Genomic DNA, 24,208 nt, shown 5'->3' with positions numbered 1-24,208 from the left:
AACTTTGCCCTTGCAGTTTAACTACAAATTTGCACATGGCTGCGCATCACAGGCTGCATGGCACTGTGCTCGCAGCCTGTGATGCGCAGCAAGTAGAACATAGTGCGCCTGGAATGCTCAGGCACAGTACGAAACCTTGATTGTCCGACTGGCATTTCCAGTCTTACTCCGAACTTCACTCGCCATATTTTATTTGATCAGCCTCGTTTGGTCATGCTCCAGTGAAATTTCTACCTTTAATTCTTAAATCGGAGCTTTAACCTACTTCTATGTAAGTTGAACTATAAAAGCTACGTAGAAAGGGCATAAGTGTGAAGTGATCTGTAGAAGCGAAAGCGTTCGCCTTTGTGAGTGGATTCCTACCTTATAATATTTTCGTTGAATTAGAGGAATCCGCGAACAACAGCGATCGTAAGAACACTTCACACGTTGCCACAGTACGTAAAATTTAGTAGTTCAACTATACTCAAGGATGATTCCCTCCTGTTCACCAAACCGATCCTATGTTAGTTTGATTGTATCGATTTATTGGCTTTGAAGCCGGAAAAGCTAGGGGCAAATTTCATCTTTAACGGAGAGGTGATGGATTCCAGTGAAAAGACCGAGACGGTGGTTCACGCTCAGAAACCAAATTTTTGTCGGCTTTATGCTAGTTATGCTGTTCGTATTGGGGATCGCAAGCGTGCTCACCTACTCAAGCGTGTCGACGATGTTGAAGTCCAATGCCGAGAAGCACATCGGCCAGACGGCAATCCAGGCGAACGGGCGGCTTGATGCCTTGATTGCCCAAATCGATACGATCACGACTCAAATTGCTACGAACGATTATATTCAAGAGTTACTGCTCTCCGAAGTCGATGGGGCGGAGACGCCTTTCAGTGCGCGGCAATCCTTGCTGTCGATCCTGGGAAGCTACCAATCCTACATTTCGGGAATCAAAGCGCTTGAGCTATACAGCAACGACTATAGTCGGTTATTCCCTTTGAATGATATCCCGCTTAACGACACTATTGATCAGGAATGGATTTTGGCGGCCGACCGGGGAAAAGGAGAGCTTGTCTGGCTGGGCATAGATCCCGACGATCCGTCATCGGTGCTTGCGTTAAAAAGGGTAAGCCTTGTGGACCGGTGGTTTTCGTCGGGAGGCTTTCTCATGCTCCGCTTGGATAAAGCTTATTTTCAGTTTGATGAGCAAATCGGCGGGGAAGCGGGCGAATCCATCCTGCTCGTCGATACGAACCAGCAGCCCATTACGACAAATTTCAATCTGGATTCCGGACTGGATCTGGCGCAGTTGCTGGGTAACCAAGAGAAGAACATCTCGATTAACGGAAGCGATTACATCGAGGTGAAGCAATACTCGGAGACGACGGGCTGGACGCTTGTATTTTTTACGCCCGTGAGCTATGTTACGAATGGCATTTCCACCTTGCGAACGGCGATATTGGTGTCGGGAGCCATCGGCGTGCTGTTGTTCCTGATAATGTCGCTGATCCTGTCCACGACGATCACACGCCCGATTTTCAAATTAATCAAAGCGATGCGGGGAGCCAGATTCGGAGTTCTGCAGCCTAATCCGATGTTCTCGAATACGATGGAGATCAACGAATTGAACAATTCGTATAATCAGATGGTTGAAAATATGAATGAATTGATACGGGTAGTCTATGAAAAAGAGATTCTGCAGAGCCGGACCGAACTGAAGGCGCTTCAGGCCCAGATCAATCCGCACTTTTTGTTTAATACGCTGGAAGCTTTTTATTGGTCGCTTGAGGAAAAGGGGGAAGAGGAGCTTGCGAATCTTGTGGTCTCCATGTCCAGTCTGTTCAGATACACGATCAGTACCCCGAATCAGGATGAATGGGTGACAATCGAAGATGAGCTGGCTCATATCCGGAGATACTTGCAGCTGATGGATATCCGGCTGGCGGACCGGTTAACCTGGTCGATCGACGCTTCTGAATTTAAACACCTCAAAATTCCAAAGCTGCTGATTCAGCCGCTTGTGGAAAATGCTATCAGGCATGGGGTGGAAAATATGGAGGGTCCGGGAGAGGTTACAATCAGCGTCGAAGCTGCAAATCGTGATGGTTACGTCAGAATCACCGTCCGCGACAACGGACCGGGCATGGATGAGGATACTCTGCGAGATCTGTGGCAGGCGATGGAAGGGGGCAAAGTAGTGTCTTCCAAAGGAACGGGCGTCGGGGTTGTCAATGTAAGGCAGCGTCTGCGTCTGTATTATGACAGCGTATCCGGCGGGAGACACGAACTCGAAGTGATAAGCAGGCCGGGAGAAGGCACAAGCGTTAGCTTTGAGATTCCAAGCGAATATGGAGGACCGCTATGATTGAGAACCGGACGATACTGATCGTAGAAGATGAGATCCGCACAAGACAAGGGTTTTTAAAGACACTGGAGGCCTGGTCTGCCGGGCGATACCGGATTGAGTGCGCGGAGAGCGGCCAGGCGGCATTGCTGTGGCTGGAGCATCATCCTGCCCATTTACTGGTTACCGATATTCGAATGCCGGGCATGACCGGACTCGAACTGATCGAAATGCAGCAACGGCACAAGCATTGCAATCCGGTTGCGATCATTATTTCGGGTTATGCCGAATTCGAATATGCCCAAAGGGCGATGCAGCTTGGCGTGGTCAATTATTTGCTCAAGCCCGTGGACAAGCACCAACTGGTACAGGCGGTCGAGCAAGCCTTGATGATCGAGGACAGCCGCCATCGCATCGAGACGATGGAGAAGCTCATTGATCCGCATCTGCTGGATACGAAGACAACCCGCGTCAACTACAATCCGCTTATCCGGGATGCGCTCGTATTTCTGGACGAGCATTTTCATGAGCCGATTACGATGCGGCAAGTGGCGGATAGGCTGCATCTGAATCCCAGCTACTTCAGCGTATTGTTCAAGGAACAGACCGAATTGACCTTTAGCGAGTATGTCAGCCGGCTGCGTATGCAGCGGGCCAAGGAGCTGCTGCTTCACAGCGGATTATCCATCGCTCAGATTGCCGAACGCATAGGCTATCAAAGCGACAAATATTTTATTAAAGTATTCAAAACCTATGAGGGGTTGAGCCCAAGCAAATACCGAAGCCAAAAAAAGTAGGATTATAACTAATAAAAGTGAACTTTTGAAAGCGCAATCAGGATGATACAGTTGGTTTAAAGCGTTTTCATAAAAACGCGAATTGATGGGGGATGTAATAGGTGACGGTAAAGAAAACGACATCGATCCTTTTGATTGCGCTATCGATCATGCTTGTGCTTGGAGGCTGCAGCCATCCGGAAGAACGCGCCGGAGCCCTGGAAGTCAGGCACGGGGATACGGATAAAGTAACGATCAAGATGATGCATTTGTGGCCGCAGGACGTATCTGCCCAGCAGTATAAGCTTGTTAACGAGATCATTGATCAATATCAAACCCAGCATCCGCATGTTACGATTCAGCAGGAAGTGCTGGAGAACGAGCAATACAAGAACAAGCTGAAGATTCTGTCTGCATCTAACGAGCTTCCTGACGTAGGAGTCACCTGGGCGGCCGGATTCATGGATCCTTATGTCAAAGGGGAGCTGTTTGCACCGCTGGATGATTTGCTGAGCGGAGGTCTGAAGGATAAATTCTTCCCGGGGACGACCGATGCCTACGCCGTGGACGGGAAGACTTACGGCTTGCCGATTGAGCTGAATATTTCGCCGGTTTATTATAACAAGGCTATTTTCGAGAAGTACAATCTGGAGGTGCCGCAAACTTATGATCAATTTTTGAGCATCGTAGAGAAATTATCCGGCAATGGGGTGACCCCGATTGCTTTGGGCAATAAGGACCGCTGGACCGGCTCATTGTGGTACATGTATCTGGCCGACCGTTTGGGCGGACCGGAGACCATGAAGAAGGCCATCGACCGCTCAGGCACGTTCGAAGATCCGGCGTTGATCCAAGCGGCTGCGGAGATTCAAAGGCTCGTAGATATGAATGCCTTCAACAAAGGATTCAACGGGCTGTCGAACGATGAGGGTAAATCTGAATTCATGAATGAAAAAACGGCCATGTACTTGACGGGAACCTGGGAAATTCCGAATTTTACATCCAATCCTGAAGTGCCTCAGCAATTTAAGGACAAGGTAGGCTTCTTTAAGTTTCCAACCTTGGATAGCGGCAAGGGAGATATCAACAGCTGGGTGGGCGGACCGGGCGTCGGTTTATTCATTGCCGAGAATTCCAAGGTAAAGGAAGAAGCAAAGGAGTTCGTTGAATATTTTATCGATAAGTGGGGGGCCAGCTCCGTAAGCACGGCAGGCGTTATTCCTGCGACCAAGGTAGACACCTCTTCGTCCGACCTGCCGCAAATATATATCGATCTGTTGGACGAATTAGGCAATGCCAGCAACCTGACGCTGTTTGCCGATGTGCAGATGAAGCCGAACGCCGCCCAGACGCATTTGAACATGATTCAGGCTTTATTCGGCAAAGCCATTACACCGGAGCAATTCGTCAAAGAGCATGAAGCCGCTCTGGAGAAAGGGTATTAAAAGTATTTGCTGCGGGTTGAAGAATCGCAGGTTCGCCTTGATTGGAATTAAATCTCACTGCAGGAGTCATACTAAGCCTAGATCACAATCTGATACAGGCTTGGAGGGCTTTCCGTGTCGCTATGGGACTGGCTCGGAGTCATCCTGATCGCATTACTGATGGTGCTATTTTTGGCGATGATCCTAGTCCTGAGGTCCACGATCACCATTCAAATGAAAGCCCGCAAGAGCAATCAGGATGAAACGATAAAGATCGAAGTTACCATGCTGTTCGGCATCATTCATTTTCACTATATCATTCCTAGGATGAGCTTCAGCAACCTGCGAACGGGATTGAAGGTAGAAAATGACCATGCCGATAATTTGTTTTCAGGTCATACGAACAGCGAAAAGCAGCATATCAACAAGGAGAAGATTGATCAGTGGAGTGAGCAGGTCAAGCGGATGCTTCATTCCACAGAAGGGCTGTTTCCATGGTTGAAAACGACGTTAAAGAAGATTTCTTTCCAGCAGTTTGACTGGTCAACCAATGTGGCTTTGCCGGATGCAGCCGTAACAGCAACATTAACCGGCGCGCTCTGGGCCATCAAATCCACGTTAGTAGGCTGGCTTAGTCAACATATTTCCTTAAGGCAGCAGCCGAAGTTATTCGTTGTCCCCTTGTTCAATAGCCCGCCGATATTTACCACCGAATTGAGCTGCATAGCCAAAATTCGCTGCGGACATGCTATACATGCTGGACTGGTACTCATAGTTCGCGTGCTAAAAGTGAAAGGAGGAGTGAGAAAATGGCTGAACATCCTATTCAAGGGCTCATGAAAACAGCGATGGAGAACATCAAGGAAATGGTCGATGTGAATACGATCGTGGGTGAAGCAGTGCAGACGCCGGACGGAAGCAGTGTAATTCTTCCAATCAGCCGCGTCGGCTTCGGATTTGCTGCCGGAGGCAGCGACTTTCATCTGGATGAGAACCAGACAAGCAACAACGGAGAGGCGAAGCCCAGACCTTTCGGCGGGGGCAGCGGCGGCGGCGTATCCATCAATCCGATTGCCTTTCTGGTTGTGGGCCAAGAAGGCGTGCACATCGTTCCTTTAGATAATCAAACACACTTGTTCGAAAAATTGATCGACTCCGTGCCTTATGTAATGGACAAGATCGAATCCATGATCCCTGGCGGGAATCATGTGGTGGTTACGAATCAAAGGGCGGCAGAATCTGAAGCGCCTTTACTGTAATCGAACAAGCTGGTCCCTTTCCGGTGATTCGGGAGGGGATTTTTTTAAATCTATAGGCAGTCTGCTCTAAGGTCAAGAGAGCTTGGACATACTCTTCTTAAGAAGGACATATAATTCACTAGAACCGCTCGGAGGAATTGAAGATGAAGATCACTACGCAGCTAAGAAGAATCATCCAATATATCATCATTCTGGCGCTTGTCATTCCCCTGTGGGGGATGGCCGAGGGACCTATCCATGCTGCTCCTTCAACGAATGCTCAGGCGGCGGCCCTAATCGATGTGGAGTCGGGCAGAATATTGTTCAGTGCCCGCGGAGATGAGGAGCTTCCCATCGCAAGTCTGACGAAGATCATGACAGCTATTGTAGCGATTGAGCACGGGACGCTGAACGATAGGGTAAAGGTCAGCAAACGCGCCTATGGCAAGGAAGGCTCGTCCATTTATCTTCATCTTGGGGAAGAGATGAGCCTGGAGAATCTGCTGTATGGATTAATGCTCAGGTCAGGGAATGATGCGGCTACCGCAATAGCGGAGCATGTAGGCGGCTCGGAAGAGGGCTTCGTTCTGCTGATGAACAAGAAGGCAGAGATGCTGGGATTGGAGCATTCGCAATTTCAGAATCCCCATGGACTTGATGCGAACGGACATTACTCCTCTGCTAACGATCTGGCCAAGCTGACGGCCTATGCCATGCATAATCCAGTATTTAAGGAGATTGTTCGCACCCCTTCACGTACAGCGCCCAATCCAAATGATCCCTGGGATTACAAATGGGACAATAAAAATAAAATGCTTCGTCTGTACGAAGGTGCGGATGGGGTGAAAACTGGATATACGAAAATTGCAAGACGTTGTCTGGTCAGCTCGGCCACCCGTAACGATCAACAGCTTGTAGCTGTAACGATCAATGACGGCGACGATTGGAATGACCATCGCAAGCTGCTCGATTACGGATTTGAACAATATCCGCAGCAGACACTAATTAAAGCAGGGCAGGCGGTTCAGAAAGGATTGAAGGCTGGAATTACCTTTAGTTATCCTTTGAGCGCGGAAGAGGCGAAAATGGTTGAATTCCGGTTAAAGGAACAGGTGTCCAGCAGCAGGTTATTCGGTTATCGGGGGAAAATTCTGATCAGGCTGGGGGATCAGGAGATCGGGGTTGTGCCTGTATACGATGCAAGGGGGATTGTGGGAGATGGTTAATAAAATCTGGCTTGGCTTGATTTTAATCGGGTTTATATTCGCGGCGCTAAAAGGGGATATTCAAATCGTCACTCAAGCCGCTTTTGAAGGAGCAGCCACTGGAGTAACAGTATGCTTCGGATTGATCAGCGTGCTTGTATTCTGGATGGGAATCATGAAGCTTGCCGAGGATTCAGGACTGGTTCGGGCTATTTCCCGAGTGCTCGGACCGGTCGTAGCCTATTTGTTCCCGGATGTTCCGAAGAACCATCCTGCTATGGGTTATATTCTGTCCAACATGAGCGCTAATCTATTGGGACTCGGAAATGCGGCCACTCCCATGGGAATAAAAGCGATGCAGCAGCTGCAGGAGTTAAATCCGGACAAACAGTCCGCTTCTCCGGCAATGTGCACCCTGCTGGCGCTTAACACAGCAAGCATCACTTTGATTCCTACGACATTGATCGCCATCCGGTTAAATTTCCATTCAGCTAATCCCGCTGAAATTGTTGGCTCAACGCTGCTTGCGACGGCCATTGCGACCCTTGCCGCGATCGCTGCGGACCGTTGGTACAGAAAACGCTCCGCCTGGACCAAGCCGCCCGTGTCCCCTCCTTCAGAGGCATCCTATACACTGAAAGGGTGATAAATCTTGCTGGACTGGATCAATATACTCTCTGCCTGGGCGATTCCTGTAATGATAGCCTTTATTCCGCTTTATGCTTCTATTAAAAAAGTCCCGGTATATGAGTCGTTTGTTGATGGCGCTAAGGACGGCTTCTCCACGGCGGTCAGTATCATTCCCCATCTTGTCGGAATGATGGTAGCGATCAGCGTATTCCGCGCCTCCGGTGCCCTGGAGTTCTTTACAGGCTGGCTGTCGCCGCTGCTGGCGCGCCTGTCAGTTCCGTCCGAGGTGCTGCCGCTTGGCATTCTGCGCCCGCTGACAGGTACGGGATCATTGGCATTTACGACGGATTTGATCAAGACCTACGGACCTGATTCCATGATCGGAAGAATTGCTTCAACGATTCAAGGCAGCACAGACACCACGTTGTACGTATTGACGGTTTATTTCGGCGCAGTCGGTATTCGAAACGGGAGATATGCGCTTAAGGTCGGATTATTCTCCGATATCGTCGGCTTCATTGCCGCGATTGCCGTGTGCTTGCTGTTGTTTGGCTAAAATACATAACTGATGCGCTGCTATTGTGATTTTGACTTCCAATAGGTATCATGGGTATGAGGTGACCTATCAATTATGGAAGAAAGACTTCAGAAAATACTTGCAGGTGCGGGCGTGGCTTCGCGGCGCAAATGCGAGGAGCTGATTCTGGGCGGCAAGGTTCAGGTGAACGGCGAGACCGTCACGGCCTTGGGAACGAAGGCTGACCCGGACGTAGATGAAATTACAGTAGATGGCAAGGCAATCGGCACGGAGAAAAAGATGTATCTGGTATTTAATAAACCCAAAGGTGTTATTACCAGCGCTTCGGACCCGCAGGGCCGCAAAATTGTCACCGATTATTTGAAGGGGATTACCGAGCGGCTGTATCCGGTAGGCCGCCTGGATTATGATACGGAAGGTCTGCTTCTGCTGACCAATGACGGGGAGTTCGCTCATCTGCTGACTCACCCCAAGCATCATGTGGCCAAGACTTATTTGGCCACGGTTAAGGGAGTGCCGCATGGAAGCGAGCTGGACAAGCTGAAGAACGGCATCATGCTTGAAGATGGAATGACTGCACCTGCAGAGGTGGAGTATCATGACATTGATTCGGAGCAGAGGCATTCCACGATCTCCATCACGATTTATGAGGGGCGTAACCGCCAGGTTCGCAGAATGTTCGAGGCTATTAACCATCCGGTAACGAAGCTGAAGCGGATTTCATTCGGAGACCTGTTCCTGGGGAACATGAAGAGGGGATTGTTCCGCCACTTAACCAAGGATGAAGTAGAGAGCTTGGTGAAGCTTGCAAAGCAAGCGGGCAAATCATCCGCAGGGAGGTCTGCAATAAAATCACCGGATGATTCGCGTATTAAAGCTGTAGAAGAATTTAAGCCGAAGCCGAAACCTAGGCCGAACACAAAGCCAGCAACGAAGTCGGCAAATGCTCAGACCACGACGGCAAGATCTGCATCAGGGAAGCCTGCTTCAACCAAGGCGACCGCAAAACCAGCGTCGAAGCAAGCGGCAAGATCATCGTCAAGACCGACTTCCAAAGCGAAGCCGGCGGGAAGAGCCGGAGCAAATGGCTCGAGGAATCGTAAGGCTGGAGACTCGCGGCGGCGCGGAAAATAGTAAAAACTTAGAATTAACTTAAACATCTTATTGTTTTCTGTCCAATTACAGGAGATAATAAGTTGTTTTTTATTCATGACACACAATATTCAAAATTTCCCCATCTGAAAGTGTGTCGTTTTTCGTTATAATGTTCATAGGATATTCACGATTTGTCCATTGATTTTATGAAAAACATCATAGATAGGAGAGGAAGCGCATGGGGAAAGCCCGACGCCCTGTTCAGATTGTGATTTTATTATTCATTATTGTTCTGGGCGGATACGCAATCGGCTCAACGGTATTCGGCGATCACGAGGGAAGACCAACCCAAGGGAGCACATCTCCTGACTTTAAACTGCTTGGAATGGATGGAAGCGTTCACAGCCTGAAGGAGTACAGGGGGAAGTCTGTCGTCATTAACTTCTGGGCTACCTGGTGCACGTACTGCGTCAGCGAGATGCCTGCACTGCAAGCTCAATGGGAGAAGTGGCGGGATCAGGATGTAGTTATACTAGGCATCAATACAGGAGAAGACCGCTTGACAGTGGATCGCTTCGTTAAGCAGGTCGGTGTGGACTTCCCGATCCTGCTGGATTCGGAGAATGAAGCCGTCCAAAAATATGGAATTGTTCCGATGCCGACAACTTTTTTCGTCAATAAGAAGGGCAATATTGTCTCTATTCATGAGGGCGAGCTGGACTTGACGATGCTGGACGAGCAAATCGAAAAATTAATAGAGCCTTGATACGACAGGAGGAGCTAGGTATTGATCCAGAACACAAAATGCGAATGCGGTCACCAGAATCGGGTGGGAACCGTACTGTGTGAGGCTTGCGGCAAACCGTTGTACGATTCGGATCAATCGACCGAGCCGCTTGAGATGCGTTATGACGGTGTGGCCCGGCGTTCTCAAAAGAGCAATCCTAATTTTATTGACCGGATCTGGAACTTCTTTTCCTCGGTCAAGGTTGCCGTCTATTTGATTATCATCACCTTGGTTGGGGCCATGTTCGGGACGATTTTTGAGCAGGAGAGCAATTTTGTCTATTTTGACCCATCCACCTTCTATAAGCAGAAGTACGGAACGATCGGTGATATCTATTACAAGCTGGGCTTATCTCATACTTATGAATCCTGGTGGTTTGTAACACTGCTGGTCATGATCGGAGCTTCGCTCGTGATCTGCAGTCTGGACAGAGTTCTCCCGCTTTACAAGGCGCTTTCCAGGCAGAAAATACGTAAGCACCGGCAATTTCTGATCCGGCAGCGGGTTGTCTATGAAGGTCCTGTTGAGAATCTGACGGGAGACTGGATCTCCAGTGCGGTCACTTCCCTTAAGAAAAAAGGCTATAGGGTGAAGCATGATGAAGACGCCCTGCTTGCCGAGAAACAACGGTTCAGCCGTTGGGGGCCTTATATCATTCATATCGGTCTCATCATCTTTTTGCTCGCGATCCTATTTCGGGGACTTCCAGGCTTGAATGTCGATAAGCACTATTGGTTCCCTGAAGGAGAGATTACGAAGATTCCTGACAGCAATCTTTATCTCAAGAATGAAGGATTTACCGTGGAGTATTATCCGGAGGAAGAGCTGCCGGAGAAATTCCGGGAATCGGGACGGGTTGTTCCCAAGCTGTTTGAAACAAAGGCTGTATTGTACCAATGCACGGCGGATTGTGACGATCCCTCGAAGGATCCATTACTGGAAGAGGTCAAGCGCCATGATATCCGTGTAAATGATCCGCTCAATTACAACGGGTTCAAGGTTTATCAGTTTGATTTCGATTTAACGCCGAAGCTGCGGTCGGTTACACCAAGCCTGGTTCGGGCAGATACCGGAGAATCCTATGGGAAGTTCAAGCTCAGCATGACGAACTCCGAAGAGACGTATCAGGTCGGTCCGTATACGCTGGAATTAAGCAATAAGTACATGGACTTTGATCTTAACGAAGAGGGCAAGCCGGTATCCAAGTCGAACGACCCTAATGCTCCTGCCTTTCTGTTTGTCATCAAAGGGCCGGATCTGCCGGAAGCAGGCGTGCAGTATATTTATTTTCCGAAGCAGATTGACAAAGAGCGGTTCCAGCAGGATGCGATTAACGAACGTCTCGGCGGACTGGACAGTGGATTGGCGCTGGATGTGCTTGGGATGGAGGACGTAGATTTCATCGCTTCATCCAGTTATTTGAACATCAGGGTGGACCGGGCGATGCCTTTTGTATGGATTGGGCTTGGAATCGTCATGCTGGGGCTTGTGCTCGGGTTTTACTGGCACCATCGGAGAATCTGGCTACGGCTTGACGGGCAGACGTTGATTCTTGGTGCGCATACAGCAAAGAACTGGTTCGGCCTGCGTCGGGAGGTAGCGCGCTTCTTGCAAGACATGGGTGTAGATGTGGATGAGAAGCATTTGGAAAACAGGGGGAACCAAGTATGAATGTATTGGAGATCAGCAGATTAGCCTTTGTAATTGCATTTTATTTATACTGCTTATCCTTTATTTTTTATGTGGTGGCCGTAACGGGAAAAACCTGGAGAAATCGTGATCCGGTCCGGCATGAGCGTAAATGGGGAGCTGTATCATTTGTTACTTCCTCTCTGGGCCTGTTGTCCCATTTTATCTATTGCGGAACCCGCTGGGCCTACAGCGGACATATTCCGGTCAGCAATATGTATGAATTCATGACTTTTCTGTCGATGATGGTTATGCTTGCTTTTACCGTAATCTTTTTAATTTATCGAAAAATACTCATCGGTATGTTCGCGCTTCCGGTGGCCATCATTATTATGGCTTATGCCGCTGTTTTTCCAAAGGACGTACAGCCGCTAATTCCTTCATTGCAATCGATCTGGCTCTATATTCATGTGACGCTTGCAGCGACCGGAGAGGCGTTTTTTGCGATAGGCTTTGCCGCCGGATTAATGTATTTGCTGCGGACTGTTGAATTCGACAAACAGGATAAAAGTTCGCTAAGGCAAAAAAGATGGCTTGAATTTACGCTTTATTCTATTATTATAGTATTGGGCTTTGTTATATCTGTATACGGATTCAGAGCTGCAAATTATGAAGCTGTATTCGTACAAAATACGACAGTGATTGACAGCGAAGTACAGGAAGATAGTACAATAGAAAGAATAGTGTACAATTTACCGCCGATTGTAGCTCCTGATGACAGCAAGCCTGAGTACATAGATTCCTTTCTGGGCCTGAAGTTTCCTTGGTTTGAGGCGCCTTCATGGATGAAGGGAGAACAGGCGGGCAGACAATTGAACACCGTGGTATGGGCGGTTGTAACAGGCACGCTGCTCTACTTCTTGCTGCGACTGCTGCTAAGAAAACCGCTTAGCAGGCTGATTGCGCCAACGCTGAAAAGTCTGGATCCCGACGATCTGGATGAGATCAGCTACAGGTCGATCGCGATTGGATTCCCGATCTTTACGCTTGGAGCTCTTGTATTCGCCATGATCTGGGCTCAGCAGGCCTGGGGCCGTTTCTGGGGCTGGGATCCGAAGGAGGTGTGGGCGCTAATTACGTGGCTCTTCTATAGCGCTTATCTCCATCTCCGCTTGTCGCGCGGGTTCCAGGGGCGTCAAAGCTCATGGCTCGCAGTGATTGGATTTATTGTAGTTATGTTTACACTCATTGGGGTAAATTTAATTATCGCCGGGCTGCATTCCTATGCAGGTGTAGACTAATGATATAAGTAATAACTTTTGACGAACATGATGGACCTAACAGGATATGCGTAAGATTGTAAAGGGGTTGTTGTCTATGTCAGATCAAGAAAATCGAATTCTTGTAGTCGACGATGAAGAGCGCATTCGCCGTCTGCTCAAAATGTATCTGGAAAAAGAAGGTTACGTGATTGATGAAGCGGAGGACGGAGAGATTGCTTTGAAAAAAGCGACCGAGAATGATTACGATCTGATTCTGCTCGACGTCATGCTGCCTGGAATCGACGGGGTTGAGGTGTGCAACCGGCTGAGACAGGTTAAGTCGACACCTGTGCTGATGCTTACCGCCAAAGGGGAAGAGATTAACCGTGTCCAAGGCTTTGAGGTGGGAGCCGACGACTATGTGGTGAAGCCGTTCAGTCCGCGTGAGGTCATTTACCGTGTCAAAGCGATTATGCGCCGGGCTTCCGCTACCGCATATCTGTCCAAGGAGAGCGGTCCAAGCAACAATATTGTATTTCCGCATCTGATTATCGAGCATGATGCCCATCGAGTGACGGCAGGCGGACAGGAAGTCAGTCTGACACCTAAGGAGTATGAGCTCCTGCATTATTTGGCTGTATCTCCGGATAAGGTGTTTTCCCGTGAGGAATTGCTCAAGGATGTATGGAATTATGAGTTCTTCGGAGATCTGCGGACGGTGGATACCCACGTTAAGCGTCTCCGCGAGAAATTGAACAAGGTTTCTCCAGAGTCGGCTGCGATGATTACAACGGTCTGGGGCGTAGGCTATAAGCTGGAGGTTGCAAAATAAGTGAGCTTCCTGAGAACGCTTGTCGGCAAGTTATGGATCACGATCATCTGTCTGGTTGCCCTCGTTCTCCTTACGGTAGGTCTGTTCTTTCTGCCGTATATTGATACCAATTTTACGAATCCCGGAGCGATCAAGAAGCTGTTCTTGATCGTTTCGATTATCGGCTTCTCCTTGACCACCTTTTTTGCTCTGTTCCTGATCACGAAAATTACGCAGCCCATGCAGCAGCTTATTCAAGCGGCTGAATCGGTCGGCAAGGGCAAGTATGACACCCGTCTTTCACTGCGAACGAGCGATGAGATCGGGGTGTTGGCGAATACGTTTAATTACATGGCCCAAGAGCTGGAGATTACGATTCGCAGTCTTAACCATGAGAAGGAGCATCTTTCCAGTGTCCTGCGGAGTATGAACGATGCAGTAATTACACTAAATCGCGAGGGCTACGTCATTCTGGCGAATCCGCCTGGGGATATTATTATGAACATGTGGGCTAATCTCCTTGGCGAAGAGTCAGACGCGGATGAGGCGTCCGATAACCCGCTTCCCTATGTGCCGAAGCCGCTCGAGCAGATGTTCCATCAAGTGCTTAACCGGGAAGGCGATCAGAGCATGAATGTGCATGTGAAGAAGGGAGTCTGGTCTGTTCATATGGCTCCGCTGACTTCGGATGGCGAGATCCGGGGAGCGGTTGCGGTGCTCCGTGATGTAACCGAAGAGGTTCAGCTGGAGAAGATGCGCCGCGACTTTGTTGCTAATGTATCCCATGAGATCAGAACGCCTCTCTCGATGATGCAAGGCTACAGTGAAGCGCTTCTGGACGGTATGGCAAGCTCGCCGGAGGAAAGTGCCGAGCTTGTGCAGGTCATTCATGATGAATCCTTGAGGATGGGCCGCTTGGTTCGGGATCTGCTCGATTTGGCGCGGATGGAAGCCGGTTATATCGATATGTCCAAGGAGAGCATGGATTTTCGGGAGCTCGCGGAACGAATTCACCGTAAGTTTTTGGTTCGGGCGAAGGAAAGCTTGATTCAGCTTGAACTGAAATTAGGCGAAGGGCCGCTCACACTGCGGGCTGCAAGTGAAGATCGTCTGGAGCAGGTGATGACCAATTTGCTGGACAACGCGTTCCGGCATACGCCTGAGCATGGACGGATCACTATAGAAGTGCAGCTTGAGGACGGCGCTCGAGGAACAATGATCCATGTGTCGGTGCGGGATAGCGGGGTAGGCATACCGGCTGAGGATGTACCGTTCGTATTCGATCGATTCTACAAAGCGGATAAGGCCCGTGTTCGGGGCGAATCCGGGGGAACCGGACTAGGGCTCTCTATCGTTAAAAATATTGTGGATGCCCACCAAGGGACCATTTACGCGGAAAGCGAGCCAGGAAAAGGCACGACGTTCCATATGCGGCTGCCTGTCGAATAACAAGAGCCTGAGAACAAGGAAAAGCGCCCTTTTTTTGAAAAAGGGCGCTTTTTTGTTGAATCCGCAAGATAAATCTTGTTCAACGTGAAACAATCTGCTAACGGATTCAAAATCAGTTGAAATTCATTTGCAAGGCTTTATTGATTTCGGGCAGCGTGGTAAGCTCGCTGAGGACTTCTTTCGGAGCCTCTTTATCGACACCCAATACCATGATTGCATCACCGCCGATAATTTTACGTCCTACCTGCATGGTCGCGATGTTCACATTGTTCTTGCCGAGCAGTGTCCCGACATTACCGATGATGCCCGGTTTATCGTTATGAGCGATGAAGACGAGGTTCCCTTCCGGTGCGAAATCGACAGGGAATTTATCGATTTGGACAATACGGGCACCGAAGCCGTTAAGCAAGGTGCCGGCTACACGGCGTTCGGTTCCGTCGCTGAACTTCAAGGTGACGCTGAGAAGGTTCGTAAAGCCCTTCGTAGCAGTAGCCTTGGATACAACCACGTTCACATCGCGAATTTTGGCAAGATGCATCGAGTTGACGGTGTTCACATCTGAGCCGAAGTGGCGGGACAGTACTCCCTTAATGACATAACGGGTTAGCGGCTGGGTATCCACCTCTGAGAGGTCGCCGGCATAATCGACGTGAATCTCCTTAACCGCCTCATTGTTGAGCTGAGTTGCGAAAGCACCAATTTTTTCACCCAGTCCGAAGAAAGGCTGCAGCTTGCTCATAACGCTTGGAGCTACCGGAGGCATGTTGACCGCATTCTTGAACGGTTCATTGCGCAGAATATGCAGCACTTGCTCCGATACGTCAATTGCCACATTCTCTTGGGCTTCAACCGTGGAAGCGCCCAGGTGGGGAGTGACAATGACCTTAGGATGATTGAGGAAAGGATGGTCCGCTTCAGGCGGCTCCTTCTCAAAGACGTCAAATGCAGCACCGGCAACGATCCCTTGATCGATCGCCTCAACAAGCGCCAACTCGTCTACAACACCGCCGCGGGCACAGTTGATGATCCGCATGCCTTTCTTCATCACTTCGAATTGAGGTCTGGAGATCATATGCTTGGTCTCTGGTGTCAGCGGTGTATGCACGGTAATAAAGTCTGCTTGACGAACAATCTCATCCACCGTTGCGACTTTAACGCCGATCTTCTCGGCCCGGTCTTCGGTTAGGAATGGGTCATAACCGAGAATGTCCATGCCGAACGCTTTGGCGCGCTTTGCTACCTCGCTGCCGATTCTTCCCATGCCCAGGACGCCCAGCGTCTTGTTGCGAAGCTCTACGCCCAAGAATTTCCGGTCCCATGTTCCTTGAATCGTCTTGGCATAGGCTTGCGGAATGTGGCGCGCGAGAGCCATCATCATGGCAAAGGCATGTTCACAGGTAGTAATCGTATTCCCGTCAGGAGCGTTAATCACGACGATCCCGCGATTGGTTGCCGCCTCCAGATTGATATTATCCACGCCGACGCCTGCACGCCCGATCACCTTCAGTTGTGTGCCCGCAGCCATAATCTTCTCTGTGACTTTCGTCTGGCTGCGCACAAGCAATGCGTCATACTCTCCGATAATGCCGACGAGCTCATCTTCGCTCAGCCCTGGTTTCTTGTCTACAATAACGTCGCTTGCATCCATGAGCTGTTGAATACCCATGTCACTAATAGGATCCGATACTAACACTTTAAACATGATTTCTTGCCTCCCGTTTTTTTGTTTTCTTTGATTTCTTTTTCTCATTACCGTTATACTGTGTCAAAGGATTGAGGTGCGGCATGACCGCGAAAGCAGTTGGAAGCGGGTAATAAAAAAACTCCCGATCCGCATACTACTGCCGTAGTAAGGGACGAGAGTTGTTCGTGGTACCACCCTAATTCACCCTGACTTTCCGATCAAGGTCTCAGTGTCAACATTGACAGAATGATAACGGAATTCATCCGATTGCGTCTACTATAGGGGTTCAACGCAATGACTCAGGATCGCTAAAGCTGTCGTTCCACTGCCGGTTTGCAGCACCACCGGCTCTCTGGGAGCTTCCGGACAACCTTGTTTCCTTCATTGTCTTATTACAAAACTAATTTTTCATAATGTATCATGCTCTGTCAGAGGTGTCAATAGCTCGTACCGCCTTGAACGCAACGATTTTTTTCGTTATGATTTTATTGAACCGAGAAGAACGGCAGCGCTGGAAGATGCTCGGAGGCATAATAGACCGTTTTCCACTTGTCGTATTCCTGATCCTGAACAGCTTCGGTCTCTGTAAGAACCTTGACGATCGCACTCACATGGGTGAGGCCGAGCGAGGCCGCCTTGCCGCTGTTGATCATCTGGTCGATCTTGGCGGTCATGTCCTGCGGCTGATAGGAGACGTACAGCTTGGAGCTTAGCATCACATCGGACACGGCTTTATTTTTCAAAGACAGCGAATAGCCGCTCCATTCTTTGGTAGTGGTATCCTGTTTCAATGCAAATTCCTTCGGCGTATTGCTGTCGGTCTTCGCGCACCATTTCATGATTGAGGTGTAAAATTTATTCTGGGCTCGAAGACCGTATTCCTCGGCGCTTGTTGCGAATTCGTCTCCTGACAGCTCCACCAGCAATACAGGCCCCTTCTCACCACCGAGCAGGGATACATATTTGTCGAGCCCCTCATCAAACAGCTTCAGACTTTTGAGAATGTCACGCTGCGCATCTGTCAGGAGCGGAGAAGAACTGGATACCGGATGCTCGGAAATCTGCTTATACATCGTTTGTGAGGACCTCTGCACTTCTTTGATCAGATTGGAGGCAGTGATTCCAGACTCTGTACGGCCCAGCTTGCTTTCCAATTTGAGGTACTCATTCTTGAATTGCAAATAGGGCTGATAAGCGACATAGTAGAAGGTAAGCAGTTCCTGCTGGGTGTAAGAGGCATCGGTCTCCATTTCAAGGAAGCTCTCTTTCAGATTAATGTATTTTGCTTCCGTGCGTTCGATGCCCAGGCTTAAGCCAAGGAAGAATGTACCGAATGCGGCGATCAGCGTGAACAGAAATCCGATGGAAAACCATACCTCGATCCGTGTTTGTTTTCGTTTCATGTTGATATTACGCTCCTTGCCTCATCATATTAAGTCCGTGAGCAAGCATAAAACAGAAGCCTGAGCTTGCCGTTAAAAAACTATGTATCCTTACTACTCAATAACTTAAGACAGGAAATGAATACTTATGAAAAAGTCTAAATTCAGCAAGATCAAGATCCAGCAGGTGGATCCAGGGCAGCTCAGTGAAAAAATGTTGCTGGTCAATTTGTATTTGACTCAGGGACTTACTCTAATTATCGGTTTAATCATCCTATTATTTCAGAAACGAAATCCGTTTACATTATTACAATTTCCTGAACAAATTCATTTTTTGGGGTGGGCATTCGGTTTGGCGGGGATCATGTTTTTAGCGGACCTGTTGATTTCCAGGCTTGTCCCCGAGGATGCGATGGATGACGGAGGAATTAATGAACTGCTGTTCAAGGCGCGTCCGATATGGCATATCGCCGTTATTTCCATCGTCGTTGCCATCTGTGAGGAGCTGTTGTTTCGGGGAGCGATTCAGCATGGACTCGGCCCTTACTGGACCAGTATTTTATTTGCCGTCATTCATATCCGGTATTTAAGACACTGGATTCCGACAGGCTGGGTGTTTGTCAGCAGCTATGGGCTGGGCTACATTTATTTACAGAGCGGAACCTTATGGGCTCCCATTGTATGCCACTTTCTAATTGATTTCATCTCAGGATTAGTAATCCGGTTTCGGAGGGAATCATGAACGAGCATTTAAGCCGGAGTGAACGTCATCGGACGGTGCGCCGGCGCCAACAACAGATCAAGCCGACGTCATCGCTTCCGGAAAAAGTGCAGCATGCGCTGCAAGCGGAGGTAGAGGAGGGGGGGCTGGATTTTTCCGAATTGCCGCCAAGAAGGGAGTTATTCCCTTCCCAGCGTCTGCGGATAACAAGAATATTTTATAATGTATTACTATACGTCTTTATAGGAATTACAATTTACTTGCTCTGGTGGGGGATTAGCGCTTCTCCCTGGGGACAGGAGCATGGACTATAGCGGCCTGCAGGATGCTTCGCACCAGTCACTCCGATTGCTCTGGTGCCTCGGAGATGGTCCGCGGATCAACGAAGGAGTAGCCCTTTTCTTCGAGCTGGGTTAGCAGGCCGTCGAGGGCTTCGACCGTCCATGGGAGCTCATGCATTAATATATTGCTGCCGGCATGCAGCTGTTCCAGAACATTTTGAATAACGGCTTCCGGTTTATTCTTGTTCTTGGAATCCCAGTCCAGTGATCCGTTGGACCAGGTCATATAAATCATATTATTCTCCTCAACAATTTGATGAAGCTGATCATTGCCTGAACCGAATGGGGGACGGAAAAAACGGGGGCGCTCCCCGATGGTGTCCTCGACGATAGCCTGAACATCCTCCACTTGTTTGCGAGCTTCGCTTTCGGATTCTTTTTTCAGGTCGATATGATCCCAGCTATGGTTGCCGATCACTTGGCCGCGGTCATGGATCAGCTTCAGCAGCTCGGGGTGAGTCTCGACACGATAGCCGTTGACGAAGAAAATCGCTTTCGCTTGGTGTTTGTCCAATGTATCAATGAGACCGTCAATCATTTCCTGTTCTTTGGGGCCGTCATCGAAGGTGAGCAATACCACCTTGGTCTCGGTCCCTTCTTCATTCGGGACGACTCTGTAAGCTTTGTTAATGTGATACAGCGGGGTAATTGTCTCCTCCACGGCATCCTGGGAAGGGGGCTCCTGCTCTTCGGTCCCTGCTTCGGCTGATGGTTCGGTCGCGGTTTCGGATAAATGGTCCGAATTGGCTGAAGGTCCGGTCCCGGGAGCTGCAGCCTCCAAAGAAGTATTGTTTTGAGACGGAACAGCCGCCTGGTTCTGCTTCTGACCGCAAGAGCTCAAGATCAGGCAGGCAGCGGCAAGCAGCAGCAATTTCTTGCTCATCAAGCGTATCCTCTCGCTTTCCTGTATTTATGTCGCATGAGTTTGTGTTAAAGCGCGAACACTACAATTGATTTTAACACATACAAGGAGGTTGTTTGGATGAAATCTTCCTCATTTTTATGCGGAGCATTGTTCGGGATGGCCGCTGTCGTCTGGGCATCAAAACGAAAAAGATGGGCAGGCATGCTGACTGAGGCGGGCTCCTTTATCAAGATGCCGTCGTCCGGAAAGGATTCCCATGCTCACAAGCATGATGGAGCAAAGGCAGAATCAAAGGTGAATTCCTTCACCACGGGAGCCGCTGCCACGGCCCAGGTGCCTCCCAGTCCAGCCGCACAGAGCCACGAGAACCATCCGAAGGAATACAATTTGAAGCAGATTAAGGAACTGATCAAGGGCAGCGCGGATGTGCGCCGCGAGGTCGAGGCTATTTTGAAGGAATCGAATACGGCTGTCCCCGGTTTATAAGGGTTAATGAACTCCGGAGAATCATCTTCCACTTTTCTTCCGAAGGGCGGAATATGGTTCTTCTTTTTTGAAATGATTAATGCGTGCATTTCGTGAAAAGAAGTGATAACATACATACAAAGAACCATTTCCATCACACATTAGAGCAGGTTTCATAATCTGTTATAACAAGGAATGGAGAGGAGGATCCTGTATGAGGATTGAAAGACTTGGCCAGGATAAAATACGGATTTTCCTCACGTTTGACGATTTAAGCGAACGCGGTATTCAAAGAGAGGATATGTGGCAGGAAATTCCGAAGGTCCACGATCTGTTTACCGAAATGATGGATCAGGCTTACACGGAAGTGGGCTTCGATGCAACAGGCCCCTTGGCGGTAGAAGTGTTTGCACTTCCAGCCCAAGGCATGGTCGTGATCGTTACGAAGGGAAAATACGACCATCCGCATATGGGCGGGGGAACGTCATACGAGGATGAACTGCCTGACGAAGTATATGAAATGGAAGTTACGCTTGAGACAAGTGATACAATATTGTATTCCTTCGATGATTTCGAAGTGCTCATTGAAGCGGCGCACGTTCTCCATCATATGCTGTTCGATATTGGCAGTCTGTATAAATACAATGGGAAATGGATTCTGAGAATGGAGCCTGAGCAGCTTGAAGAAGGAAAGGTTCCAGGATTGATTGCTGTGCTTGCGGAGTTCGGTGAAGCGACCTCGGTCACGCCGGCCATGCTTGAAGAGTATGGCAGCCTGATTATCGGGGATCATGCGATTGAACAAATCTGCAGTCATTTCAAGCGCCAAAGCTAGTAAGTGAAAGGGGAAGGGCCGTTGCTTATTTTTTCGATTGCTACGGCGGCGGTTGCTCCCGGTATTGCTCTACTGACCTATTTTTACCTAAAGGACAAGTATGATGCCGAACCGCTTCATATGGTCATTAAAGTGTTTTTTGTCGGCATCCTTACCGTATTCCCAATTATGATTATCCAGCGGGGCATAACGTTCTGGCTGGGGGAGGGGCCGCTTCTCGGCTCCTTTGGCATATCTGCGGGTGTCGAAGAATTTATCAAATGGTTTGTTCTATTCCACATGATATACAAGCATAAGGAATTCGACGAGCCTTACGATGGGATTGTATATGCTACTGCAATATCCCTTGGATTTGCAACAATGGAGAACATTATCTATGGCATTGCCAGCCATGCTTCGTTCGGGGCGCTGATGATTCGAGCCTTGCTGCCGGTCTCCGGTCATGCGATGTTCGGTGTCATGATGGGCTATCATCTTGGCAGAGCCAAGTTCTCGAGCGGAACCGGCAGTCGCAAGTATTTGAGCTATTCGCTGATATTCCCGATCTTGTGGCACGGCATTTACAATTATGTTCTAATCCATGTGACCCATTACTGGATCTGGTTTATCATCCCGCTGATGGCCTTCTTATGGTACGGCGGCCTAAGCAAGATGTACCGGGCGAATAACAGCTCGCCATTCCGAGTTACAGAGGCACATGGGCAGGATTAATGAAGTGCAATAAAGGGCATCCTGAATTCAGAAGCAGGCCTGCGGGCGTGATACTGGAAGGGGTGCCTTTTTTATGCGGATAAAAGTGAAAATCGTATGTAAAAATTGCGGTGAGCGTTTTATATTGCGGGGGAAGAAGGAGCACGGCAATATTGAAACCGGGTTTAAGCAGTGCATTTGCGATAACCGGGAGCGCTTTGAAATTATTGAAGAGGCTGAGTGAGTACCGGACTTCGAGGGTGAACGCGAGATTCGATGCCAATCCGCCACTTGATTTACTTCGTGATCAAAAGCAGATTTTTTGAACTACCGCTAAAAATGAAGGTTCAAAAAGTCAGCTTTTCAGCACCGAGAAGGTTGCGAGAACCTGAAGAAGGAGGAACGGAGTGTAGGCGGAACCTACATGAGTACCGGACTTCGAGGGTGAACGCAAGATTCGATGCCGAATCCGCCACTTGATTTACTTCGTGATCAAAAGCAGATTTTTTGAACTACCGCTAAAAATGAATAAAGCTCCCAGCTTCATGTCAAACTATCCACAGACAGTAGAAGAAAGGAGTGTCTGTTCGGATGTACAAACGACTGAGCGCGATATTGTTCCCGATAGCAACCGTACTATTAATCGGTGCCGTCGTATGGGGGTATCAGGAGAACCAGGAGAAGAATGCGATTTTAATCAAAGCGGAAAACCAGTACCAGCGGGCATTTCACGATTTGTCCTATCATGTGGACCGGCTTCACAGTGAGCTGGGGAATACGCTGGCTGTGCATTCGGCGTCTACCAGCTCGCACCGCAAGGGGCTGGTAAATGTATGGAGAATTACAAGTGAAGCCCAGAATGAGATCAATCAGCTTCCACTGACGATGCTGCCCTTTAACAAGACGGAAGAGTTCTTGTCCCGGATTGCGAAGTTTTCTTATCAGACTGGAGTACGTGACTTAACGAAGCAGCCTTTATCCGATTCGGAGGTCAAAAATCTGAAGGAGCTCTATAAGAGTTCCGCAGAAATATCAAAGGAGCTTCAAGCCGTGCAGGATAAGGTGATCAGCAACCGCCTTCGCTGGATGGATGTGGAGACGGCATTGGCAAGCCAGGATGAGCCGAAGGACAACACCATTATTGACGGCTTCAAGACAGTGGATAAAAAGGTAGGGGAATATCCTGAATTGGATTGGGGGCCTTCCGTATCCAGCATGTATAACCGCAGATCCGTGAAAAAGCTGGGAGGTACGCCGGTAACCTTGGACACGATCAAGGATAAAACGGCTAAATTTCTTGGAAATAGCGTGACAGGCGATATCAAGGTAACGGAGAACGGAAAAGGGACAGAGTGGGCTTCGTTCACGGCTCAGGTTCAGGGGGCTAATAACGAAGTGACTACGCTGGACTTCACGAAAAATGGAGGACAGCTCATTGCCTATTCCAACAACCGGACAATCGGTCCAAAAGCAGCGAGTTATGAGCAGGCAAGAGAGAAGGCGAGCGCTTTTCTGAAGGATAAAGGATATAGCGATATGACGCCGGTGGCTTATGACGAGTTCGACAATACCTCAACCTTTACTTTTGTGACCAAATTGAACGATGTATTGATCTACCCCGAGAAGATCACGGTCCGTGTTGGATTGGATACGGGCGACGTGACAGGGATTCAGGCCAGCGACTACGTCTATGAGCGGGAGAACAGACAGCCTGTAGGCGAGCCTAAATTGACGCTGGAGGAAGCTCGAAAATATCTGAACTCGGATTATAAAGTGAAGTATCATCGACTCGCACTGATTGAAAATGAGATGTTCGAGAAGGTGCTGACTTACGAGTTCGGAGGTGCCATTAACGGCTCAGACTTTAAAATTTTCATCAATGCGGAGTCGGGAGTGGAAGAGACGATTGAGGAGATTCAAAGCCGGAAGCAGGGGGCTCGCTCGTAACTAACAGAGCGGGTGTCGCTGCGAGCGGAGGTAACTTATGACCTCAGTTGTTCTCGGAATTTCCCTGATTGGACCAAATTTCTAGCACACACATCAAAGCTTGGG

The 24,208-nt window shown here is 49.0% G+C and carries 23 protein-coding genes, 1 pseudogene and 1 other annotated feature; of the genes and pseudogenes, 21 read left to right on the top strand and 3 right to left on the bottom strand.

Annotation, left to right across the window (positions count from 1 at the left end; translation table 11 throughout):
* Nucleotides 1–592 precede the first annotated feature (592 nt).
* The 14 genes and pseudogenes from TX85_RS10430 to TX85_RS10365 all read left to right on the top strand — a co-directional run bounded on the left by TX85_RS10430 (nucleotide 593) and on the right by TX85_RS10365 (nucleotide 15,173).
* The gene (locus TX85_RS10430) at nucleotides 593–2,350 is read left to right on the top strand and encodes a cache domain-containing sensor histidine kinase (RefSeq protein ID WP_081671694.1); all 1,758 of its coding nucleotides are present in this window, start codon (nucleotides 593–595) and stop codon (nucleotides 2,348–2,350) included.
* A complete protein-coding gene (locus tag TX85_RS10425) occupies nucleotides 2,347–3,126 on the top strand; it encodes a response regulator transcription factor (RefSeq protein WP_044479064.1) in 780 nt (259 codons plus the stop codon). The genes TX85_RS10430 and TX85_RS10425 overlap by 4 nt, the downstream gene beginning before the upstream one ends.
* Nucleotides 3,127–3,275: 149 nt before the next feature.
* Entirely contained in the window at nucleotides 3,276–4,550 is a 1,275-nt protein-coding gene (locus TX85_RS10420) for an extracellular solute-binding protein (protein WP_044479974.1), read from the top strand.
* 114 nt (nucleotides 4,551–4,664) lie between these two features.
* Nucleotides 4,665–5,369, top strand: coding sequence for a DUF2953 domain-containing protein (locus TX85_RS10415; RefSeq protein WP_044479063.1), 705 nt, complete (start codon nucleotides 4,665–4,667; stop codon nucleotides 5,367–5,369).
* Nucleotides 5,339–5,788, top strand: coding sequence for a GerW family sporulation protein (gene ytfJ / locus TX85_RS10410; protein ID WP_044479062.1), 450 nt, complete (start codon nucleotides 5,339–5,341; stop codon nucleotides 5,786–5,788). The genes TX85_RS10415 and ytfJ overlap by 31 nt, the downstream gene beginning before the upstream one ends.
* A 143-nt stretch (nucleotides 5,789–5,931) precedes the next feature.
* On the top strand, nucleotides 5,932–6,993 hold the full coding sequence (locus TX85_RS10405) for a D-alanyl-D-alanine carboxypeptidase family protein (RefSeq protein ID WP_081671693.1): 1,062 nt from the start codon (nucleotides 5,932–5,934) through the stop codon (nucleotides 6,991–6,993).
* A complete protein-coding gene (locus tag TX85_RS10400; protein ID WP_044479061.1) occupies nucleotides 6,986–7,618 on the top strand; it encodes a nucleoside recognition domain-containing protein in 633 nt (210 codons plus the stop codon). Before TX85_RS10405 ends, TX85_RS10400 begins: the two co-directional genes overlap by 8 nt.
* A 6-nt stretch (nucleotides 7,619–7,624) precedes the next feature.
* A complete protein-coding gene (locus TX85_RS10395) occupies nucleotides 7,625–8,158 on the top strand; it encodes a spore maturation protein (protein ID WP_044479060.1) in 534 nt (177 codons plus the stop codon).
* Nucleotides 8,159–8,233: 75 nt separating this feature from the next.
* Nucleotides 8,234–8,965: pseudogene (locus TX85_RS10390) on the top strand (pseudouridine synthase); the annotation flags it as partial.
* A 508-nt stretch (nucleotides 8,966–9,473) separates the two neighbouring features.
* Complete coding sequence (locus TX85_RS10385) at nucleotides 9,474–10,001, top strand: redoxin domain-containing protein (RefSeq protein WP_044479059.1); 528 nt, start codon at nucleotides 9,474–9,476, stop codon at nucleotides 9,999–10,001.
* Between the two features lie 21 nt (nucleotides 10,002–10,022).
* Entirely contained in the window at nucleotides 10,023–11,693 is a 1,671-nt protein-coding gene (gene resB, locus TX85_RS10380; RefSeq protein ID WP_044479058.1) for a cytochrome c biogenesis protein ResB, read from the top strand.
* Nucleotides 11,690–12,952: a cytochrome c biogenesis protein CcsA gene (gene ccsA, locus TX85_RS10375; RefSeq protein ID WP_044479057.1), complete on the top strand. Its 1,263-nt coding sequence runs from the start codon at nucleotides 11,690–11,692 to the stop codon at nucleotides 12,950–12,952. Before resB ends, ccsA begins: the two co-directional genes overlap by 4 nt.
* Nucleotides 12,953–13,028: 76 nt before the next feature.
* On the top strand, nucleotides 13,029–13,745 hold the full coding sequence (locus TX85_RS10370) for a response regulator transcription factor (RefSeq protein ID WP_044479056.1): 717 nt from the start codon (nucleotides 13,029–13,031) through the stop codon (nucleotides 13,743–13,745).
* Complete coding sequence (locus tag TX85_RS10365; protein ID WP_044479055.1) at nucleotides 13,746–15,173, top strand: sensor histidine kinase; 1,428 nt, start codon at nucleotides 13,746–13,748, stop codon at nucleotides 15,171–15,173.
* A gap of 112 nt (nucleotides 15,174–15,285) precedes the next feature.
* On the opposite strand, the gene serA is transcribed toward TX85_RS10365, so the two are convergent.
* Together serA and TX85_RS10355 are read right to left on the bottom strand one after the other, a co-directional pair.
* Nucleotides 15,286–16,875, bottom strand: a complete 1,590-nt coding sequence (serA, locus tag TX85_RS10360; RefSeq protein WP_044479054.1) for a phosphoglycerate dehydrogenase — start codon at nucleotides 16,873–16,875, stop codon at nucleotides 15,286–15,288.
* 147 nt (nucleotides 16,876–17,022) lie between these two features.
* Nucleotides 17,023–17,251 (bottom strand) — a binding site (T-box leader).
* 91 nt (nucleotides 17,252–17,342) lie between these two features.
* Nucleotides 17,343–18,260 carry a hypothetical protein gene (locus TX85_RS10355; RefSeq protein ID WP_044479053.1) on the bottom strand — a complete coding sequence of 306 codons (918 nt, stop codon included), beginning with the start codon at nucleotides 18,258–18,260 and terminating at the stop codon, nucleotides 17,343–17,345.
* A 127-nt stretch (nucleotides 18,261–18,387) separates the two neighbouring features.
* On the opposite strand from TX85_RS10355, the gene TX85_RS10350 reads away from it, so the two are divergent.
* Nucleotides 18,388–18,981, top strand: a complete 594-nt coding sequence (locus TX85_RS10350) for a CPBP family intramembrane glutamic endopeptidase (RefSeq protein ID WP_044479052.1) — start codon at nucleotides 18,388–18,390, stop codon at nucleotides 18,979–18,981.
* The gene (locus TX85_RS10345) at nucleotides 18,978–19,274 is read left to right on the top strand and encodes a hypothetical protein (protein ID WP_044479051.1); all 297 of its coding nucleotides are present in this window, start codon (nucleotides 18,978–18,980) and stop codon (nucleotides 19,272–19,274) included. Before TX85_RS10350 ends, TX85_RS10345 begins: the two co-directional genes overlap by 4 nt.
* Before the next feature lie 25 nt (nucleotides 19,275–19,299).
* On the opposite strand, the gene TX85_RS10340 is transcribed toward TX85_RS10345, so the two are convergent.
* Nucleotides 19,300–20,184 (bottom strand): polysaccharide deacetylase family protein, encoded by an 885-nt coding sequence (locus TX85_RS10340; protein ID WP_081671691.1) that lies wholly within the window; start codon nucleotides 20,182–20,184, stop codon nucleotides 19,300–19,302.
* Between the two features lie 99 nt (nucleotides 20,185–20,283).
* Here TX85_RS10340 and TX85_RS10335 point away from each other — a divergent pair, with 99 nt between their 5' ends.
* From TX85_RS10335 to ypeB, 5 genes are all read left to right on the top strand, one after another.
* Entirely contained in the window at nucleotides 20,284–20,652 is a 369-nt protein-coding gene (locus tag TX85_RS10335; protein WP_044479049.1) for a hypothetical protein, read from the top strand.
* Between the two features lie 193 nt (nucleotides 20,653–20,845).
* Nucleotides 20,846–21,466, top strand: coding sequence for a genetic competence negative regulator (locus tag TX85_RS10330; RefSeq protein ID WP_044479048.1), 621 nt, complete (start codon nucleotides 20,846–20,848; stop codon nucleotides 21,464–21,466).
* A gap of 21 nt (nucleotides 21,467–21,487) precedes the next feature.
* The gene (gene prsW, locus TX85_RS10325) at nucleotides 21,488–22,177 is read left to right on the top strand and encodes a glutamic-type intramembrane protease PrsW (RefSeq protein WP_044479047.1); all 690 of its coding nucleotides are present in this window, start codon (nucleotides 21,488–21,490) and stop codon (nucleotides 22,175–22,177) included.
* Between the two features lie 73 nt (nucleotides 22,178–22,250).
* A complete protein-coding gene (locus tag TX85_RS27015) occupies nucleotides 22,251–22,400 on the top strand; it encodes a hypothetical protein (protein ID WP_187375139.1) in 150 nt (49 codons plus the stop codon).
* Between the two features lie 347 nt (nucleotides 22,401–22,747).
* Nucleotides 22,748–24,103, top strand: a complete 1,356-nt coding sequence (ypeB, locus tag TX85_RS10320; protein ID WP_044479046.1) for a germination protein YpeB — start codon at nucleotides 22,748–22,750, stop codon at nucleotides 24,101–24,103.
* Nucleotides 24,104–24,208 lie beyond the last annotated feature (105 nt).

Origin of the sequence: Paenibacillus antibioticophila, assembly GCF_000455265.1 — a bacterium.
Lineage (GTDB): Bacteria > Bacillota > Bacilli > Paenibacillales > Paenibacillaceae > Fontibacillus > Fontibacillus antibioticophila.
This window is presented reverse-complemented; position numbering and strand designations above follow the sequence as displayed.

Excerpts from the sequence above, each read along its gene's own strand:
- TX85_RS10405 (WP_081671693.1), top strand. The coding sequence starts at position 5,932 with ATGAAGATCACTACGCAGCTAAGAAGAATCATCCAATATATCATCATT.
- TX85_RS10335 (WP_044479049.1), top strand. The coding sequence starts at position 20,284 with ATGAAATCTTCCTCATTTTTATGCGGAGCATTGTTCGGGATGGCCGCT.
- TX85_RS10400 (WP_044479061.1), top strand. The coding sequence starts at position 6,986 with ATGGTTAATAAAATCTGGCTTGGCTTGATTTTAATCGGGTTTATATTC.
- TX85_RS10355 (WP_044479053.1), bottom strand. The coding sequence starts at position 18,260 with ATGAAACGAAAACAAACACGGATCGAGGTATGGTTTTCCATCGGATTT.
- TX85_RS10350 (WP_044479052.1), top strand. The coding sequence starts at position 18,388 with ATGAAAAAGTCTAAATTCAGCAAGATCAAGATCCAGCAGGTGGATCCA.
- TX85_RS10425 (WP_044479064.1), top strand. The coding sequence starts at position 2,347 with ATGATTGAGAACCGGACGATACTGATCGTAGAAGATGAGATCCGCACA.
- serA (WP_044479054.1), bottom strand. The coding sequence starts at position 16,875 with ATGTTTAAAGTGTTAGTATCGGATCCTATTAGTGACATGGGTATTCAA.
- TX85_RS10345 (WP_044479051.1), top strand. The coding sequence starts at position 18,978 with ATGAACGAGCATTTAAGCCGGAGTGAACGTCATCGGACGGTGCGCCGG.
- TX85_RS10370 (WP_044479056.1), top strand. The coding sequence starts at position 13,029 with ATGTCAGATCAAGAAAATCGAATTCTTGTAGTCGACGATGAAGAGCGC.
- TX85_RS10340 (WP_081671691.1), bottom strand. The coding sequence starts at position 20,184 with ATGAGCAAGAAATTGCTGCTGCTTGCCGCTGCCTGCCTGATCTTGAGC.
- TX85_RS10420 (WP_044479974.1), top strand. The coding sequence starts at position 3,276 with ATGCTTGTGCTTGGAGGCTGCAGCCATCCGGAAGAACGCGCCGGAGCC.
- ytfJ (WP_044479062.1), top strand. The coding sequence starts at position 5,339 with ATGGCTGAACATCCTATTCAAGGGCTCATGAAAACAGCGATGGAGAAC.
- TX85_RS10330 (WP_044479048.1), top strand. The coding sequence starts at position 20,846 with ATGAGGATTGAAAGACTTGGCCAGGATAAAATACGGATTTTCCTCACG.
- TX85_RS27015 (WP_187375139.1), top strand. The coding sequence starts at position 22,251 with ATGCGGATAAAAGTGAAAATCGTATGTAAAAATTGCGGTGAGCGTTTT.
- ypeB (WP_044479046.1), top strand. The coding sequence starts at position 22,748 with ATGTACAAACGACTGAGCGCGATATTGTTCCCGATAGCAACCGTACTA.
- TX85_RS10385 (WP_044479059.1), top strand. The coding sequence starts at position 9,474 with ATGGGGAAAGCCCGACGCCCTGTTCAGATTGTGATTTTATTATTCATT.
- ccsA (WP_044479057.1), top strand. The coding sequence starts at position 11,690 with ATGAATGTATTGGAGATCAGCAGATTAGCCTTTGTAATTGCATTTTAT.